Origin of the sequence: Bacillus sp. 204(2023) (genome assembly GCF_037027505.1) — a bacterium.
Classification (GTDB): Bacteria; Bacillota; Bacilli; order Bacillales; family Bacillaceae; genus Bacillus; species Bacillus subtilis.
Map to the genome: position 1 here is coordinate 40,764 of NZ_JAXCHE010000007.1, position 16,292 is coordinate 57,055.

18 protein-coding genes are annotated in these 16,292 nt (G+C 46.3%); 4 read left to right on the plus strand and 14 right to left on the minus strand.

Annotated features, from left to right (window positions below):
* Window positions 1–47: 47 nt before the first annotated feature.
* The 9 genes from WA279_RS14625 to WA279_RS14665 form a co-directional block, all read right to left on the minus strand.
* Window positions 48–1,706 (minus strand): DUF2339 domain-containing protein, encoded by a 1,659-nt coding sequence (locus WA279_RS14625; RefSeq protein ID WP_336155805.1) that lies wholly within the window; start codon window positions 1,704–1,706, stop codon window positions 48–50.
* A 263-nt stretch (window positions 1,707–1,969) separates the two neighbouring features.
* Window positions 1,970–2,593, minus strand: coding sequence for a bifunctional phosphoribosyl-AMP cyclohydrolase/phosphoribosyl-ATP diphosphatase HisIE (gene hisIE, locus WA279_RS14630; RefSeq protein ID WP_336155807.1), 624 nt, complete (start codon window positions 2,591–2,593; stop codon window positions 1,970–1,972).
* Window positions 2,590–3,348 carry an imidazole glycerol phosphate synthase subunit HisF gene (gene hisF / locus WA279_RS14635; RefSeq protein ID WP_187954041.1) on the minus strand — a complete coding sequence of 253 codons (759 nt, stop codon included), beginning with the start codon at window positions 3,346–3,348 and terminating at the stop codon, window positions 2,590–2,592. The genes hisIE and hisF overlap by 4 nt, the downstream gene beginning before the upstream one ends.
* Entirely contained in the window at window positions 3,345–4,082 is a 738-nt protein-coding gene (gene hisA / locus WA279_RS14640) for a 1-(5-phosphoribosyl)-5-[(5-phosphoribosylamino)methylideneamino]imidazole-4-carboxamide isomerase (protein ID WP_014481012.1), read from the minus strand. The genes hisF and hisA overlap by 4 nt, the downstream gene beginning before the upstream one ends.
* Window positions 4,079–4,717, minus strand: a complete 639-nt coding sequence (hisH, locus tag WA279_RS14645; RefSeq protein WP_015251140.1) for an imidazole glycerol phosphate synthase subunit HisH — start codon at window positions 4,715–4,717, stop codon at window positions 4,079–4,081. Before hisH ends, hisA begins: the two co-directional genes overlap by 4 nt.
* A complete protein-coding gene (gene hisB, locus WA279_RS14650) occupies window positions 4,718–5,302 on the minus strand; it encodes an imidazoleglycerol-phosphate dehydratase HisB (RefSeq protein ID WP_336155808.1) in 585 nt (194 codons plus the stop codon).
* Complete coding sequence (hisD, locus tag WA279_RS14655; RefSeq protein WP_336155809.1) at window positions 5,299–6,582, minus strand: histidinol dehydrogenase; 1,284 nt, start codon at window positions 6,580–6,582, stop codon at window positions 5,299–5,301. The genes hisB and hisD overlap by 4 nt, the downstream gene beginning before the upstream one ends.
* Complete coding sequence (gene hisG / locus WA279_RS14660) at window positions 6,579–7,220, minus strand: ATP phosphoribosyltransferase (RefSeq protein WP_015251138.1); 642 nt, start codon at window positions 7,218–7,220, stop codon at window positions 6,579–6,581. The genes hisD and hisG overlap by 4 nt, the downstream gene beginning before the upstream one ends.
* Window positions 7,213–8,388: an ATP phosphoribosyltransferase regulatory subunit gene (locus WA279_RS14665; protein WP_336155811.1), complete on the minus strand. Its 1,176-nt coding sequence runs from the start codon at window positions 8,386–8,388 to the stop codon at window positions 7,213–7,215. Before WA279_RS14665 ends, hisG begins: the two co-directional genes overlap by 8 nt.
* Before the next feature lie 250 nt (window positions 8,389–8,638).
* On the opposite strand from WA279_RS14665, the gene WA279_RS14670 reads away from it, so the two are divergent.
* Window positions 8,639–9,391 (plus strand): C39 family peptidase, encoded by a 753-nt coding sequence (locus WA279_RS14670; protein ID WP_336155813.1) that lies wholly within the window; start codon window positions 8,639–8,641, stop codon window positions 9,389–9,391.
* Between the two features lie 240 nt (window positions 9,392–9,631).
* The gene (gene pelC / locus WA279_RS14675; RefSeq protein ID WP_336155814.1) at window positions 9,632–10,297 is read left to right on the plus strand and encodes a pectate/pectin lyase PelC; all 666 of its coding nucleotides are present in this window, start codon (window positions 9,632–9,634) and stop codon (window positions 10,295–10,297) included.
* Between the two features lie 19 nt (window positions 10,298–10,316).
* Here the strand turns inward: pelC and hprF are convergent, their stop codons facing one another.
* The 5 genes from hprF to hprK are packed head-to-tail and all read right to left on the minus strand — an operon-like array spanning window position 10,317 to window position 14,182.
* Complete coding sequence (gene hprF, locus WA279_RS14680; protein ID WP_021480691.1) at window positions 10,317–10,835, minus strand: heptaprenylglyceryl phosphate O-acetyltransferase; 519 nt, start codon at window positions 10,833–10,835, stop codon at window positions 10,317–10,319.
* 3 nt (window positions 10,836–10,838) lie between these two features.
* Window positions 10,839–11,489, minus strand: coding sequence for a pyrophosphatase PpaX (gene ppaX / locus WA279_RS14685; protein ID WP_336155815.1), 651 nt, complete (start codon window positions 11,487–11,489; stop codon window positions 10,839–10,841).
* The gene (locus WA279_RS14690) at window positions 11,486–12,403 is read right to left on the minus strand and encodes a nucleoside recognition domain-containing protein (protein ID WP_336155816.1); all 918 of its coding nucleotides are present in this window, start codon (window positions 12,401–12,403) and stop codon (window positions 11,486–11,488) included. Before WA279_RS14690 ends, ppaX begins: the two co-directional genes overlap by 4 nt.
* Window positions 12,404–12,426: 23 nt before the next feature.
* Window positions 12,427–13,236, minus strand: a complete 810-nt coding sequence (gene lgt, locus WA279_RS14695) for a prolipoprotein diacylglyceryl transferase (protein WP_336155817.1) — start codon at window positions 13,234–13,236, stop codon at window positions 12,427–12,429.
* Between the two features lie 13 nt (window positions 13,237–13,249).
* Window positions 13,250–14,182 carry an HPr(Ser) kinase/phosphatase gene (gene hprK, locus WA279_RS14700; protein ID WP_003228097.1) on the minus strand — a complete coding sequence of 311 codons (933 nt, stop codon included), beginning with the start codon at window positions 14,180–14,182 and terminating at the stop codon, window positions 13,250–13,252.
* Window positions 14,183–14,363: 181 nt separating this feature from the next.
* On the opposite strand from hprK, the gene nagA reads away from it, so the two are divergent.
* Both nagA and nagB read left to right on the plus strand, forming a co-directional pair.
* Window positions 14,364–15,554, plus strand: a complete 1,191-nt coding sequence (nagA, locus tag WA279_RS14705; protein WP_038829910.1) for an N-acetylglucosamine-6-phosphate deacetylase — start codon at window positions 14,364–14,366, stop codon at window positions 15,552–15,554.
* The gene (gene nagB, locus WA279_RS14710) at window positions 15,551–16,279 is read left to right on the plus strand and encodes a glucosamine-6-phosphate deaminase (RefSeq protein ID WP_336155819.1); all 729 of its coding nucleotides are present in this window, start codon (window positions 15,551–15,553) and stop codon (window positions 16,277–16,279) included. Before nagA ends, nagB begins: the two co-directional genes overlap by 4 nt.
* Window positions 16,280–16,292 lie beyond the last annotated feature (13 nt).

A 16,292-nucleotide genomic window follows, 5' to 3' on the forward strand; every position in this document is an offset into this window, starting at 1 on the left:
AAAAAAGACCGCCGCATTCTATCGGCAGTCTTGACCAGACATGATTGTTACTCTTTTTTCGAATAAAATACTCTGGATATAAACAGGCCAATGACCCCTAACAAGATGAATAAGACCGCTCTCCAAACAATATCAATCGAAGCAGAATCTATTAAAATTATTTTGGCAAGTGTAATGAATAAAAAGATCAGCCCAATTCGGTTCCATGTCTTGTCTTTGGTTGCGTAATAAACAGCATACATCACAATGACAAATATAAACCAAGACAGGGATACTCCGACGTTTACTGATACGCCGTCAATCCTATCCGACATCCATATGGATAATTTGCTGAAGAATACAAGCAGCAGCAATGAAACAGCGGACGAAACAACAGTTGTGACTTGTTTATAATGTATTTTCTTCGAATACAGATAGCCGCCAAAAAGTGAGCTGATCAGCAGCAGCCAAGAGACAATGCTGAGAACGTGTAATGAACGTGCCGGGTATTGTATGAGGCCGCAAGCTGCCTGTAATAATACAATCACTCCGGCAATGCCGATCAACCAGCTTTTTTTGCGGTATGACACGTAACACATCATGATTCCTTGTAAGGTGAATATGATGTACAGCAAGCTCACATTTTCAGCTAATGCATCCGCTGCCAATACATTAAAATAAATCATAGAAATGAGAAAAAATGTATGTTTGATTTCGGCAAATTCTTTAGTTTTCCATAAGCTTAACAACAGGTAAAACACAAATGCAGCAGTATAAAAAGCGTATAAGGCTGTATCGTTTTTCATGTACAGGACAACCCCTATAATGAAAACGACAAAAGCTCCGATTGTAACAGCTGTGAGATAGACAGCTTTTTTAAATTGGCTGTTCGATCGTAAGGCTGATAGGATCGTAATCGCCTGCTGTAGGATAAATACAGCAAGTGTCCAACCGGTCACCTGCGTATCTGTAAATGATAAGAAAGCAAAAATCGCTAATATAAAAGCATAGTTTGCTATATTCCATGCCACGCTGTACTTTTGTTTAACTGTCTCATATATTAAGCCTGCGAAAACCAATGACTCATATACATAAAAGATGTATTCATTTCCTTGTTTCCCGCCAAATAAAAAAGGATACAAGTAAACACCTGCGCCGATAATGGCGATTAGCGTTTGTGATCGGTATTTTCTTGATATGTACACACCGCCCGCAACGCCTGCAGCAAGAAGGATCATTGTAAGCGGCGTCGGTATAATCTGGTACAGCATGTTACCCGCAAACAAAGAAACAATATAGACAATATTACTGCCCGCCAATAATGAAATGCCCAATACACTGGCATTTTTCTTATGTGACCTGCTACCGAGAACATATAGCACAATAGAGACAATAAGTCCTGCCCCTACCCTCATATATGCGTTGATCCAGCCTTTTTCTGCAGCTGCCACAAATGCCCAAATCATACCAAGAAGAAAAACAAAAATAAAGATCTTCGGAAGCCAATTTCCCGCCATGTTTTCTAAAGTGCGGTTCTCTTTTCGCGGAGCCGGCGTCTTTTGTGGAACTTCGGTTTCCTTGTTGATTTTTGGATGCTCTTCCGTTTTGACTACTGCTTGTTCTTTCTTGCCAGCAGCGAGATACGCGATCTCCCTTTTGACACTTTCCAGTTCTTGTTCCAAACGTCCAACTTTTTTGTTCAGTTCATCAATTTTTTCGTTCACCATTCTCTCCTCATTTTTCGAATAATTAGCAGCCGCTTTTTCATACTATGTCTTTTCCTTACTATCCTGACCGGTTTGTATAAAATAATCCTAAAGACCTGATATCCATTTGGGATTTTCATTCTTAGTCATGTTACATCATGGGAAATTTTTGTTAAATAGGAAATTCGATTGGTTTTTTCATTTCTTCTATTAGGACAAGACAAATGGTTCAGCTGCAACAAATACATAAAAAAGGAGCTGACATATGAACAGCTCCAATCCTTTTATTTTTCAGAATGGCGTTTTTTCAATACATCAAGCACATCATCCAGCGGCAAGGCTTGTTCTCTGAGCAGGACAAGCAGGTGATACAGCAGGTCTGCCGCTTCCCATTTGAGTTCCTCGTGGTCCCGATTTTTCGCGGCGATGATGACTTCGGATGCTTCTTCACCGACTTTTTTCAACATCTTATCGACGCCTTCGCGGAAAAGGTAAGTAGTATAAGCTCCCTCAGGCATCTCCGCTTGGCGTTCCGCTATCACACGCTCCAGTTCGTTCATGATGCCGAATCGGCCTGCGGCCTGTTCTTCTGTTTGTTCCTTCGTAAAACAGCTGTAGCTGCCAGTGTGGCATGCCGGGCCGGATGGCTCTACAAGTACGATCAATGCGTCCTGGTCGCAGTCATACCGGATACCTTTGACGGCTTGCGTGTTCCCTGAGGTTTCTCCTTTATGCCATAAGGCTTGGCGTGAGCGGCTGTAAAACCATGTTTCCTTCGTTTCCAGCGTTTTTTCGTACGATTCCTTGTTCATATACGCAAGGGTCAGCACTTCTTTGCTTGCCGCATCCTGCACGATGGCAGGAATTAATCCGTCCTCGTTAAAACGCAGTTCATCTGCCTGTTTCATCTCACATTCACCCCGTATTCTTTCAAGTATGATTTCACTTCTTTAATCGATGTTTCTTTATAATGAAAAATTGAGGCGGCCAGCGCGGCGTCAGCTTCTCCTTTTGTAAAAGCCTCAAGCATATGCTGTGCGTTTCCCGCGCCTCCCGAAGCGATAACAGGGACGGGGACAGCTTCGGAAACAAGCTTTGTCAGCGTGTGGTCGAAGCCTTTTTTCTCACCGTCGGAGTCCATGCTTGTCAGCAATATTTCTCCTGCCCCGCGTTTGACGCCTTCTTTTGCCCACGCGGTGACCTCCCAATCTGTTTTCTTTCTGCCGCCGTGCGTATAGACCTTATATGTGTCAGATTCTTTGTCATACTTGGCATCAATGGCAAGAACGATGCATTGCGAACCGAAAAACTCGGCTCCTTCTGCAATCAGCTCAGGGCGAAGAACAGCTGCCGTGTTCACCGACACTTTGTCCGCTCCGGCACGCAGTATCGTTTTCATATCGCTGAGCTGATTGATGCCGCCGCCGACTGTAAACGGAATCGCAAGCTTCGCGGCAACCTGCTCCACAACGTCAATCATCGTCTTTCGTCCTTCATGTGAGGCGGAGATATCAAGAAAAACAAGTTCATCCGCACCTTCCCGGTCGTACACTTCGGCGAGTTCAACTGGGTCACCGGCATCCTTCAATTCGAGAAATTGAATTCCTTTGACAACGCGTCCTTCTTTGACATCAAGGCATGGGATAATCCGTTTTGTGATCATTTGCGCTTCACCCTTTCAAGCGCCTCACTCAGCGTAAACTGATTGGTATACAGCGCTTTTCCGATGATTGCTCCAGAGACGCCGTCCGCCTCATAGCGGGCGAGGGCTTCGAGATCCGTGACGGAGCTGACTCCGCCGGAAGCGATCACCGATTTACCCGTTTCCTTCGCAAGCTCGACCGTGCTTTTAACATTGGGGCCTGACAGCATTCCGTCTGTCGCGATGTCAGTAAAAATAAAGACTTCCGCACCTTCATTGGCTAGCTCTTTGCCCAGTTCAGTTGCCTTAAGGGTTGATGTTTCCAGCCATCCCTCTGTTGAAACAAAACCGTTTCTCGCATCCAGTCCGATTGCAATTTTCTCGCCATATTGTTTCAGCATTTTTTTGACAAACGGAGGGTTAGAAACTGCTGAGCTTCCCAGGATCACCCGATCGACTCCTGCTGATAAATATTCATAGACGTCTTTTTCGGAACGGATCCCGCCACCGATTTCGACTTTCAGGTTCAGCTTTTGCGCAATCTCAATCACATGGCGGTCATTCACTCTTTTCCCTTCTTTGGCCCCGTCGAGATCAACGAGATGGATCCATTCGGCACCCTCTTTCGCAAATAACTCAGCCATGTCGTACGGTGAATCGCCATATATCGTTTCCTTATTATAATCCCCTTGAACAAGGCGGACACATTTGCCGTTTCTCATATCAATTGCCGGATATAATGTAAAAGCACTCATTTTTTCACCTTCTGTTCTGCTGCCATTTTCGTAAATTGGGTTAAAATAGACATTCCGACCGTGCTGCTTTTTTCTGGATGAAATTGGGCGCCGAAGACGTTCCTTTTTCCAACTACAGCAGGCACTCGCACACCATAATCGGCGCTTGCCAGAAGCGCGTTCTCCTCCATCCCATCAATGTAATAAGAATGAACGAAGTAAGCGTAGCCTTGTTCTGTTTTAGTCAGCAGCGGAGATTCATTATGAAAGGAAAGACGATTCCAGCCCATATGCGGAACCTTCAGCTTGTTTCCTTTTTCATCTTCTGCTTTCAGCCTGACTGCTTTTCCTTTTAACAGCCCGAGTCCTGAAGCGGTGCCGTTTTCTTCGCTTTCTTCAAATAAAAGCTGCATGCCGAGGCAGATCCCTAGAAGCAGCCTTCCCTCTGAGACCATATCGTGAATCAATTGATCAAGCTTCGTGTAGCGCAAATTGTCCATCGCGTCTCCAAATGAACCGACTCCCGGCAAAATGAAGGCATCAGCTTCTTTCAGCTCCTCCGGCTTTTCAGAAACAAAATACGGCACGCCGACACGTTCAAGCGCCTTTGAGACACTGTATAAATTCCCCATTCCGTAATCTATCACGCCGATCATTTACAGCATCCCTTTCGTTGACGGTATTCCTTTAACTAGCGGATCGATCGTTGTCGCTTCATCAAGCGCACGTCCCAGTGCTTTAAAAACGGCTTCAATCATGTGGTGGGTGTTTGTGCCATAATGAACGATGACGTGCAGGTTCATTCGAGCTTCGAGCGCCAGCTTCCACAAAAATTCATGTACAAGCTCCGTATCGAAAGTTCCGACTTTAGCAGCCGGGAAGTCAGCCCGCATTTCTAAGTGCGGCCGGTTGCTTAAATCAATCACAACTTGAGCAAGTGCCTCATCCATCGGCACAAACGCCGATCCGTAGCGTTTGATTCCTTTTTTATCGCCCAACGCTTCGAGCAGCGCCTGCCCTAAGCAGATGCCGATATCTTCAGTCGTGTGGTGATCATCAATATCAACATCGCCTTTTGCGTTAATGGAAAGATCGAATTGGCCATGTTTCGCAAATAAATCCAACATATGTGTCATAAACGGCACATCTGTTTTGATATCCGCTTGTCCCCCGCCGTCTATTGTAAATGCCAGCTCAATATCTGTTTCGTTTGTTTTCCTGACACGTTCCGCTTTTCTCATTTAGAAATCCTCCGTTCTCTCGCTTCAATTGATCTGGCATGGGCTTCTAACCCTTCCAGTCTGGCAAAAGCCGCGATGCTTTCGGCATGTTCTTCAAAGGCTGATTGACTGTAAGAAATAATGCTCGCTTTCTTTTGAAAATCAGTTACGTTTAATGGACTTGAAAATCTGGCTGTTCCGTTTGTCGGAAGCACATGGTTCGGTCCTGCAAAATAATCACCGACAGGCTCAGGGCTGTATCTGCCTAAGAAAATTGCACCCGCATGTTTGATACTGCCCAGCAAAGCTTCCGGAGACTGTGTTATGATTTCTAAATGCTCTGGCGCGAGTGTATTGACAGTATCAATCGCTTCCACCATTGTTTCCGCCACATATATACAACCGTAATCTCTCACTGAAGCTCCCGCTATTTCTCTACGCGGCAAGGTTTTCAGCTGCTTACTCACCTCGGCTGAAACCGCCTCGGCCAGCGCCATGGAATCTGTGACAAACACACATGAGCTGAGCTTATCGTGTTCCGCCTGTGACAGCAGATCGGCTGCAATTTCGCTCGGAATCGCTGTTTCATCTGCCAGCACGACGATTTCACTCGGTCCGGCAATCATATCGATATCGACATCACCGAACACCTCCCGTTTGGCAAGCGCGACATAAATGTTGCCCGGACCCGTGATTTTATCCACCGGTTCAATGGTTTCTGTTCCGTATGCTAACGCCGCAATCGCCTGAGCGCCGCCCATTTTGTAAATGTCTTTTATGCCCAGCTCGGCTGCAGCAACCAAAACTCCAGGAGACAGCAGACCGTCTTTTCCCGGAGGCGTGACGAGAACGATTCTTTCAACGCCCGCTACAAGCGCCGGAATCACATTCATCAAAACAGATGAAGGATATGCGGCCGTTCCCCCCGGCACATATACACCGGCGGAATCCAGCGCCGTCACTTTCTGCCCCAGCATTGTGCCGTCCTTTCTGTGATAAAACCAGGAGGATTGCAGCTGTCTTTCGTGATATTCCCTAATATTTTCGATTGCCTGCCTAATCACCTGAAGAAGACGTGGATCCAGTGAGGTGTATGCCTCCTCAAATTCTTCTTGTGTGACCAGCGGGCTGTCTATTTCGATACCGTCAAATTTCGCCGTGTAGCTGCGAACCGCCTGATCACCGTTTGCTTTAACATTTTCAATAATGGACCGGACCGTCTTTCTTTGCTCATCCGTTCCGGCATCGATGGAACGCTTGAGAGAAAGCCGTTCCGCTCCGCTGATGGTTTTGATCTTCATTTTGCCGTCTCTCCTTCCACAACGAGAGATAGGCGGGATGCCATTTCGTCAATCACATCGTCTTTCATGCGATAGCTTACCGGGTTAACAATAAAGCGAGAGGTAATGTCACAAATGTGCTCCGTTTCAACAAGCCCATTTTCTTTCAGTGTCTGTCCTGTGGAAACAATGTCCACTATCCGATCTGCAAGCCCAATGAGCGGAGCCAGTTCAATTGAACCGTTGAGCTTAATAATCTCGACTTGTTCTCCCTGCTCTCTGAAATAACTGGAAGCCACATTCGGATACTTTGTCGCGATTCTTGGCGCTACGCCGCTCCAGTCTGTATTCGGAAGTCCGGCGACAGCTAAGTGGCATTTGCTGATTTTTAAATCCAGTACCTCATACACATCGCGTTCCTCCTCCAGCATGACATCCTTGCCCGCAATTCCGACGTCTGCCACGCCATGCTCCACATACGTGGTTACGTCCATCGGCTTCGCTAATATGAATCGAAGATTTTCCTCCGGCACATCGATGATCAGTTTTCTCGAATCTTCAAACTCCTCAGGGAGCCTGTAGCCTGCCTGCCTCAGCAACCCTGCCGCTTCTTCAAATATCCGGCCCTTTGGCATCGCCATTGTGAGTAACTTACCCATTTTGCTCTTCCTTTCTGGCACCGATAAAATAAGTGACGTTTGCAAAAGATTTTGTCATCTGGTCGATATTTTCTATTCCCGATAAATCTTGAAGAACCACTTTGTTCCCTTTCATGCGTTCTTCATTCGCATAAGCGATAGCTTGCGCCCGCTGCTCTTTGCTGAAAATAACAGCGTCTATATCACAAGGTTCTTCTTTCATATGAAGGGCTTCAATCAGCCGGTCGATCCGAAGCCCGAAGCCTGTTGCCGGTGCAGGTGAATCAAAATGGCCCAGCAGCTTGTTGTAACGGCCACCGCTTCCAATGACAAAACCGACATTCTCGGCGTACACTTCAAATAAAATCCCTGTGTAATAGCTCATGTGGCTGACCATATTCAGATCCAGGCGGACATTTTCCGTACATCCGTAATCCTCAAGAATGTCCCAGAGCGCCTTCAGCTCATCAACCACGCTTTTTCCTTGCGCAGAATCGACGATTTCTTCGGCACGTCCGCATACTTCTATACCGCCCCGCAGTTCAAGGAGCTCAAGCAGCCTGCTTTTATCAATGGAGGAAAGCGGGAGAGACTTGACATGCTCTCTGTAGCCGACGTAGTTCTTTTCATATAAGAACCTCCGCAGCACATCAGCTCGTTCAACGTTCCCGAGCACCTCAACAAACAAAGCATCCGCAATGCCGGCATGGCCGATGGCAATTTTAAAGGATGCCAGCCCAGCGTTTTTCAATGCACCGACGGCTAAAGCAATAACCTCCGCATCCGCGCTCGTCGTGCCGTCACCGATTAACTCCACTCCGACCTGCTCAAACTCAGCCGGACGTCCGCCTTCACGCTCCTGAGCCCTGAATACATTTGCCGCATAGCCGACTCTTAGCGGATGACCGTGTTTCAGAAGCTTCGATGCCGCCACCCTTGCAATCGGCCCCGTCATATCCGGGCGAAGCACCAATGTCTTGCCGTCCTGATCAAGTAGCTTAAACAGCTGCTGCTCTTCAATTGCTGACTGGACGCCAACGGTATCGTAAAACTCCAGTGTCGGCGTTTCCATAAATTGATATCCCCATTTATCAATCAAATCGGTTAACGATCGTCTCACCTTTTTTTTCGTTTCGTATAAACCGGGCAGTGTATCTCTCATGCCGTGCGGTTTTTCAAACATAAACATCAACCCGAGCACCTCCGCTGTTATCTTATGAAGGAAAATTCCGAATCCTTTAGTTCGCTAATATGATAATATGTTAGCAGATGAAAGAATGAAAATCAACGCTTAACTTCAGTAAGGATATTTTTAGTTCAAATATCCTTCTCCTCATTATGAAAAATTCATGAATAATGTATTAAAGGTACGTAATATCTCAAATTCTTTATGTTTGGCATGCTATAATACAAATCAAATAGAGAACAAGGAGATAAAGATGAAAACACTGCGAACTCTATGTGTCCTGATGATTCTTTCAGGCGTTATTTTTTTCGGACTTAAAATAGATGCAAAAGATATAGATATTCCTTTTTTGAACAGCCTTAAAAAAGTGGTTTCTGATAGCGATATAGACTCAGCTGCGAATAGCAAAAAGGAGCTGAAGGGAAGCGCAAAACCGCTGGATGTCATCCTTTACAATCAAATGGACGCACCCCGGCTCTATAACGGCTGTGAAGTAACAAGCCTTGCGATGGTGCTGAATTTCGCGGGATACGACGTGACAAAAAACACCCTGGCAAATCAGGTTGCCACAGTGCCTTTGACATACAGCAGCGGATTAAAGGGTGATCCGAATGACGGATTTGTCGGGGATATGGCGAATGGCCCTGGTCTCGGTGTCTACCATCGACCGATCTATCAGCTGGCGAAAACCTATGCGGGAGACAAAGTGTCTGATCTGACTGGAAAAAGCATTTCTGCTGTTTATGAACAGCTTGAAAAAGGAAATCCAGTTTGGGTTATTACGACAGCCAACTTTACGCCAGTTGACAACATGCAGACATGGAAAACGCCAAACGGAACGATAGAGATTACGTACAGCGAACACAGCGTCGCCGTTACGGGATATGATGATAAATATGTGTATCTCAATGATCCGTATGGCTATAAAAACAGAAAAACCGATAAAACAAGCTTTGAAAAAGCATGGAAACAAATGGGCAGCCAGGCCGTAGTTATTCAAAAGTAAACACCTGAAAGCCGCACTATGCTCTATCCTGAGCAAATACGACAATATTCATGCTTTTTGTTTCAATCGGTAAGATCGATTCATTTTCCATTTTTCACCCAAAATTGTCTTTACTTTCAGGCTGTCTGTTTTTATGATTAAAGCAGATTCAGCCTTGCCCCGATCTATGTGAGAGAAGCCGGTGCAAGTCGCTGACGCTTCTCTTGCAAAAAATGAAAGATATCCGGGGAGGATTTATCATTGAAAAAAATCGTGTCTATCCTATTTATGTTCGGTTTGGTTATGGGGTTCAGCCAGTTTCAGTCATCAACCGCTTTTGCAGCAGACAAAGTGGTGCACGAAACAATTATCGTACCAAAAAATACAACATATGACGGGAAAGGACAGCGGTTTGTGGCAGGGAAAGAATTAGGCGACGGAAGCCAGTCAGAAAACCAAGACCCTGTTTTTCGTGTGGAGGATGGAGCAACCCTAAAAAATGTGGTGCTTGGCTCCCCTGCCGCTGATGGCGTGCACACTTATGGAAACGTTAACATTCAGAATGTGAAATGGGAAGATGTTGGTGAGGATGCGTTAACGGTGAAGAAGGAAGGAAAAGTGACGATCGACGGCGGTTCTGCTCAAAAAGCGTCAGATAAGATATTCCAAATCAATAAAGCCAGTACATTCACAGTGAAAAACTTCACGGCGGACAATGGCGGAAAGTTCATAAGACAGCTTGGCGGTTCAACCTTCCACGTTGATGTGATCATCGATAAGTGCACCATCACAAACATGAAGGAAGCGATATTCCGGACGGACAGCAAAACAAGCACGGTCAGAATGACAAATACACGCTACTCTAATGTCGGTCAAAAATGGATTGGTGTTCAGCATATTTACGAAAACAACAACACTCAATTTTAACAAAAAAAGTCCGCTGATGTTATTCAGCGGACTTTTTCAATCTTTCTTGCATTTCTTCCTTCGTATAGATGATCCTCATCGGATTTCCGCCGACAAATGCGCCGGCAGGCACGTCTTTATGGACAAGTGTTCCGGCGGACACAACTGCGCCATCTCCTATTTTCACCCCGGGCAGAATGGTCGTGTTGGCACCAATCATCACTTCGTCTCCGATCAGAACTTTGCCGATCCGGTATTCGTGAATCAAATACTCATGGGCTAGAATGGTCGTATTGTACCCGATGATTGTATTTGTTCCGACTGAGATCTTTTCCGGAAACATGATATCTGGCATCACCATGAGGGCAAAGGATGTCTGATTTCCAACCTTCATCCGCAGAAATGTACGGTACAGCCAGTTTTTCATCCCTATAAACGGCGTATATCTCGCAATTTGAATGACAATGAAATTTTTGACGACCTTTAAAAAAGGTACCGTTTGATAGACATGCCACAGTGAGTTGGCTCCCGAGACCGGATGACGATCTGTTTTTCTCACAGATTACTTCACTCCAACGATTTGTAATAGATCACTCATTTTCTCAAGCATAAAATCCGGCTCATGCTTCGCCAGCGTTTCCGGCCCTTTAATCGTCCATGCGACTCCTGCGGTTTTTGTTCCGGCGTTTTTCCCTGCCAGCACATCATGGTAATTATCACCGACCATAATGGCTTCCTCGGGCTTGCTTCCTAACTGTTTCAGCGCTAACAGCACAGGCTCGGGATCAGGCTTTGCATTCGTCACATCATCAAGGGTGACAACTGTTTCAAAGAATTCGCCGATTCCCGTGAGCTTGAGGCCCATATTGACAGTATCTCTTAATTTTGTTGTCACAATTCCTAATGTAAAGTCGGCTTTTTTTAATGCATCCAGGGTCTCATATACCGTTTCATATTCAGTCACGAGTGAATCATGCATGTCATGATTGTACGCTCTGTACATAGCGATCATATCCTCGTATTTATCAGGGTCCATCGAAGAGAACGTTTCAAAAAGAGACGGCCCGATAAATGCAAGGACATCTTCTCGTTTATACTTGCTCGGATAATAATGCTCCAGTGTATGCAAAAAGGACGCGATAATTAATTCATTCGTATTAATAAGCGTTCCGTCTAAATCAAACAGAATCGTCGTTACTTGTTTGTCACTCATATTGCTTCCTTTCCAACCGCTGAGGGTTTCCACTTTTTCCATGTATGCGCAATAGCCCTTGTCAGCAGAACTGCTGTGGTAACATGAATCAAAAGAAGCGGCCAGACCGGTATGCCGAGCGGAATAAAGACAAGTGTATCTTCCAGAAATATAAATGCCAATGTCATATCCCGCCTGCTCACGCCGTCATCCTCGACAGCTTTGATCATGACACCCGCTCCGTAGGCCAGACCAATCGTCAGTCCCGCCACCATCGTCATAGACGTATTTTTATTCATGCCAAGCAGCTGCGTAAACGGAGACAGCCACCTGGAGAACCGATGCAGCCAGCCTAAATCTCTTAAAAACTGGATGATGATCATCAGCGGTATGACAATTGCCGCCAGCTGCAAAACACCAAGTCCGGCTTTCGTTAATGCTTCTGCCAACATTCCTAGCCAGCTGTCTGGCGCGGCGCTCTTCGCAGCGATAAAACCGTACTGCGCCGTTTCCTGTCCGCCATGCCAAATGAGGTTGATGACGATGGCTGACACAGCGGCCAAACCGATGCGCACGGCCAATATGACGCCAATTCTGATACCAACCTTTGCGGCAACTGTCGATTCGATAATCAAGTTATGACAGAAAGAAAGCATAACAGCTAAAATAAAGACTTCTTTCACAGATAAATCCAATGTTAAAATCCCGGCAATTCCCGCATACAGATTCAGCATATTTCCCAGTACAAGCGGAATGGCCGCTTCACCAGAAAGCCCGAAGAGACTCATTACCGATGTGATCAGCCGTACAAGCCAATCCATGACAGGGGTATGCTGAAGCAAAGTGACCAATAGCGTTACCGGGAAAATCACTTTACCCAGCGTCCATGTTGTTTGAAAACCTGCTGCAAGACCGGCAAGAAAGATCTTCTTCATCCCTCATCCCCCTTTGTTGACGTCTACTCCGCGTACCGCTCCTTCGAGTATCCCTTGATTCGTCTGAAGATGATGGCTGCCACAGCCAAAACAATCAATACGATTGAAATCACCTGAGCGATGCGAAGTGAATCAGTCAGCATTAAGCTGTCAGTCCGCATTCCTTCAATAAAGTATCTTCCGATTGAATACCAAATGATATAGATCAAGAACATCTCGCCTCTACGCAAATTCGCTCTGCGCAGCAGCAGTAAAACAATGACGCCGACAAAGCTCCATAGTGATTCATATAAAAAAGTAGGATGATAATACTGCCCATTGATGTACATTTGATTGATGATAAATTCAGGCAGGTGCAGGTTTTCTAAAAAGGCTCTGCTGACAGCCTCGCCGTGCGCTTCCTGATTCATGAAGTTTCCCCAGCGGCCGATCGCCTGGCCGAGCAAAATGCTGGGCGCGGCAATGTCCGCAAGCTTCCAGAACGAAAGTTTTTTCACTCTCGAAAACACATAACCCGTTAAAATGGCGCCGATTAATCCGCCATGAATGGCAATGCCGCCCTTCCAAATCTTAATGATTTCTCCCGGATGTGCCGCATAATAGTCCCATTCAAAGGCAACGTAATAAATTCGCGCGCAAATAATCGCAATCGGAATGGCAAACAGGACAAGATCAATAAACGTATCTTTCTGCAGCCCCCGTTTTTCACTTTCCCTCATCGCAATCCACAGCCCGAGCAAAGCGCCGAGACCGATAATGATTCCGTACCAATGGACGGCTAACGGCCCCAGCTGAAAAGCTATCGGATTGAGTGGTTCTATCGCTTCATTCATTTAACGCCAACTCCTATTCTTCTTGTTCACCGTCTTCAATGACGTCCGCCAGCTTGTTGGTAAATTGTTCAGCGGCATTCAGCCCCATCCGCTTCAATCTGAAGTTCATTGCTGCCACTTCGATGATGACTGCAAGATTTCGGCCTGGACGGACGGGAATCGTCAGTTTTGTAATTTCTGTATCAATGATTTTCATGGTCTCTTCCTCAAGTCCGAGCCGGTCGTATTGCTTGCCCTGCTCCCAGAGTTCAAGATTCATGACAATCGTGATTCGTTTATTGCTTCTGACCGCGCCAGCGCCAAATAGCGTCATCACATTGATAATGCCAAGGCCCCTGATCTCAAGAAGGTGCTCAATTAATTCCGGAGCGTTTCCCACAAGAGTATCCTGATCCTCCTGCCGTATTTCAACGCAATCATCGGCAACAAGGCGATGCCCTCTTTTCACAAGCTCCAGCGCTGTTTCGCTTTTTCCGACGCCGCTCTTTCCTGTGATCAGCACGCCGACACCATATATATCGACAAGAACGCCATGAATTGCTGTGGTAGGCGCCAGCCTGCTCTCAAGGAAGTTGGTTAAACGGCTTGACAGTCTTGTCGTTTTCAGCGGCGATCTGAGGACAGGCACCCCATTTTTCTCGGAGGCGTCAATCAGCTCCTGCGGGATGGGCATATCTCTAGAAAGAATAATAGCTGGTGTTACATCAGTGCACAGAGAATCCATTCGCTGTTTTTTCTCCTCTTCAGGAAGCTGTTCAAAGAAAGAAAGCTCTGTTTTTCCGAGAAGCTGCACGCGCTCTCTCGGGTAATATGTAAAATATCCGGCAATTTCAATGCCTGGTCTTGATAGGTCACTCATTGTAATCGGGCGGTTAATTCCTTCTTCTCCGCTGATTAATTCCAAATTGAACTGTTCCATTACGTCTTTTGTGCGAACCTTTGCCACGATATGTTCCTCCTGTTCCGGGCTGCCCCGAGCTTGCTCACAATACTTTCATTTTATCACTTTCAGGCTTGAACCTAAAACAGATTTTATAAAAGGGGGGAAAACACCTCAGCTGGTCTAGATCACTAGTCTGAAAAAGAGTAAAATAAAGGTATTCAAATTCCAGAAAGGCGGATCATCTATGGCAGAGAGTCTTCTTATCAAAGACATTGCGATCGTGACAGAAAATGAAGTAATCAAAAACGGCTATGTCGGAATCAATGACGGAAAAATCAGCACAGTCTCAACAGAACGGCCCAAGGAGTCATATTCAAAAGAGATTCAAGCACCTGCAAATTCCGTTTTGCTTCCCGGCATGATTGACATTCATATCCACGGCGGCTATGGCGCAGATACGATGGATGCAAGCTTTTCTGCGCTCGACATCATGTCGTCAAGACTTCCCGAAGAAGGCACGACGAGCTTTTTAGCCACAACGATTACCCAAGAGCATGGGAACATTTCTCAAGCTTTGGTGAACGCAAGAGAGTGGAAAGCGGCTGAAGAGTCCTCTTTATTAGGTGCAGAACTGCTCGGCATTCATTTAGAGGGCCCCTTTGTTTCGCCTAAAAGAGCCGGAGCGCAGCCAAAGGAGTGGATTAGGCCTTCGGATGTTGCGCTTTTCAAAAAGTGGCAGCAGGAGGCGGGCGGACTGATCAAAATTGTTACACTTGCGCCGGAGGAGGATCAGCATTTTGAACTGATCCGCCATTTGAAAGACGAATCGATTATCGCGTCCATGGGGCACACGGATGCCGATTCCGCAATGCTGTCGGATGCCGCAAAAGCAGGGGCGAGCCATATGACCCATCTGTACAACGCGATGAGCCCGTTTCATCACCGAGAACCCGGAGTGATCGGAACGGCGCTGGCCCATGATGGGTTTGTGACAGAGCTAATAGCCGATGGCATCCACTCCCATCCTTTAGCTGCAAAGCTTGCTTTTTTGGCGAAAGGCAGCAGCAAGCTCATTTTAATTACCGATTCCATGAGGGCAAAAGGACTGAAAGACGGCGTATATGAGTTCGGCGGCCAAAGTGTGACGGTAAGAGGACGAACAGCTCTTCTTTCAGACGGAACCCTTGCCGGTTCGATCCTCAAAATGAACGAGGGCGCACGGCATATGCGTGAGTTTACAAATTGCTCTTGGACGGATATAGCTAATATAACTTCTGCAAACGCGGCCAAACAGTTGGGCATCTTTGACCGAAAAGGCAGTGTGACTGTGGGAAAAGATGCAGATTTGGTGATTGTCAGCAGTGATTGCGAGGTGATTCTCACCATTTGCCGCGGAAACATTGCATTTATATCCAAGGAGGCTGACCAGATATGAAAGTAATGGAATGTCAAACGTATGAAGAGCTAAGCCAAAAAGCAGCCAGAATAATGGCAGATACAATCAAAGAAAAACCTGATGCCGTTTTCGGGTTAGCGACGGGCGGCACACCGGAAGGCACGTATCGCGAGCTGATCCGCCTGCACCAAACTGAGAATCTCTCATTTCAAAACGTCACTACAGTTAATTTGGATGAGTACGCCAGACTTTCAAGCAATGACCCGAACAGCTATCACTTCTATATGAATGACCGTTTATTTCAGCATATCGACAGCAAGCCTAGCCGGCATTTTATTCCCAATGGAAATGCAGACGATTTGGAAGCCGAATGCAGACGGTATGAACAGCTAGTCGAGTCCCTCGGCGGCACTGACATTCAGCTTCTCGGCATCGGCCGAAACGGACACATCGGCTTTAACGAACCGGGAACCTCTTTCAAGTCGCGAACTCATGTTGTGACATTAAATGAGCAAACCCGCCAAGCGAATGCCAGATATTTTCCTTCCATAGACAGCGTGCCGAAAAAAGCACTGACAATGGGAATTCGAACGATACTCTCAAGCAAGCGCATTCTGCTGCTTATTTCTGGAAAAAGTAAAGCGGAAGCTGTTCGTAAACTGTTAGAAGGAAACATCAGCGAAGATTTTCCCGCATCTGCTTTGCACCTGCATTCCGATGTCACGGTTTTGATTGATCGTGAAGCCGCGTCATTAAGACCTTGAAAGGAACATGCTG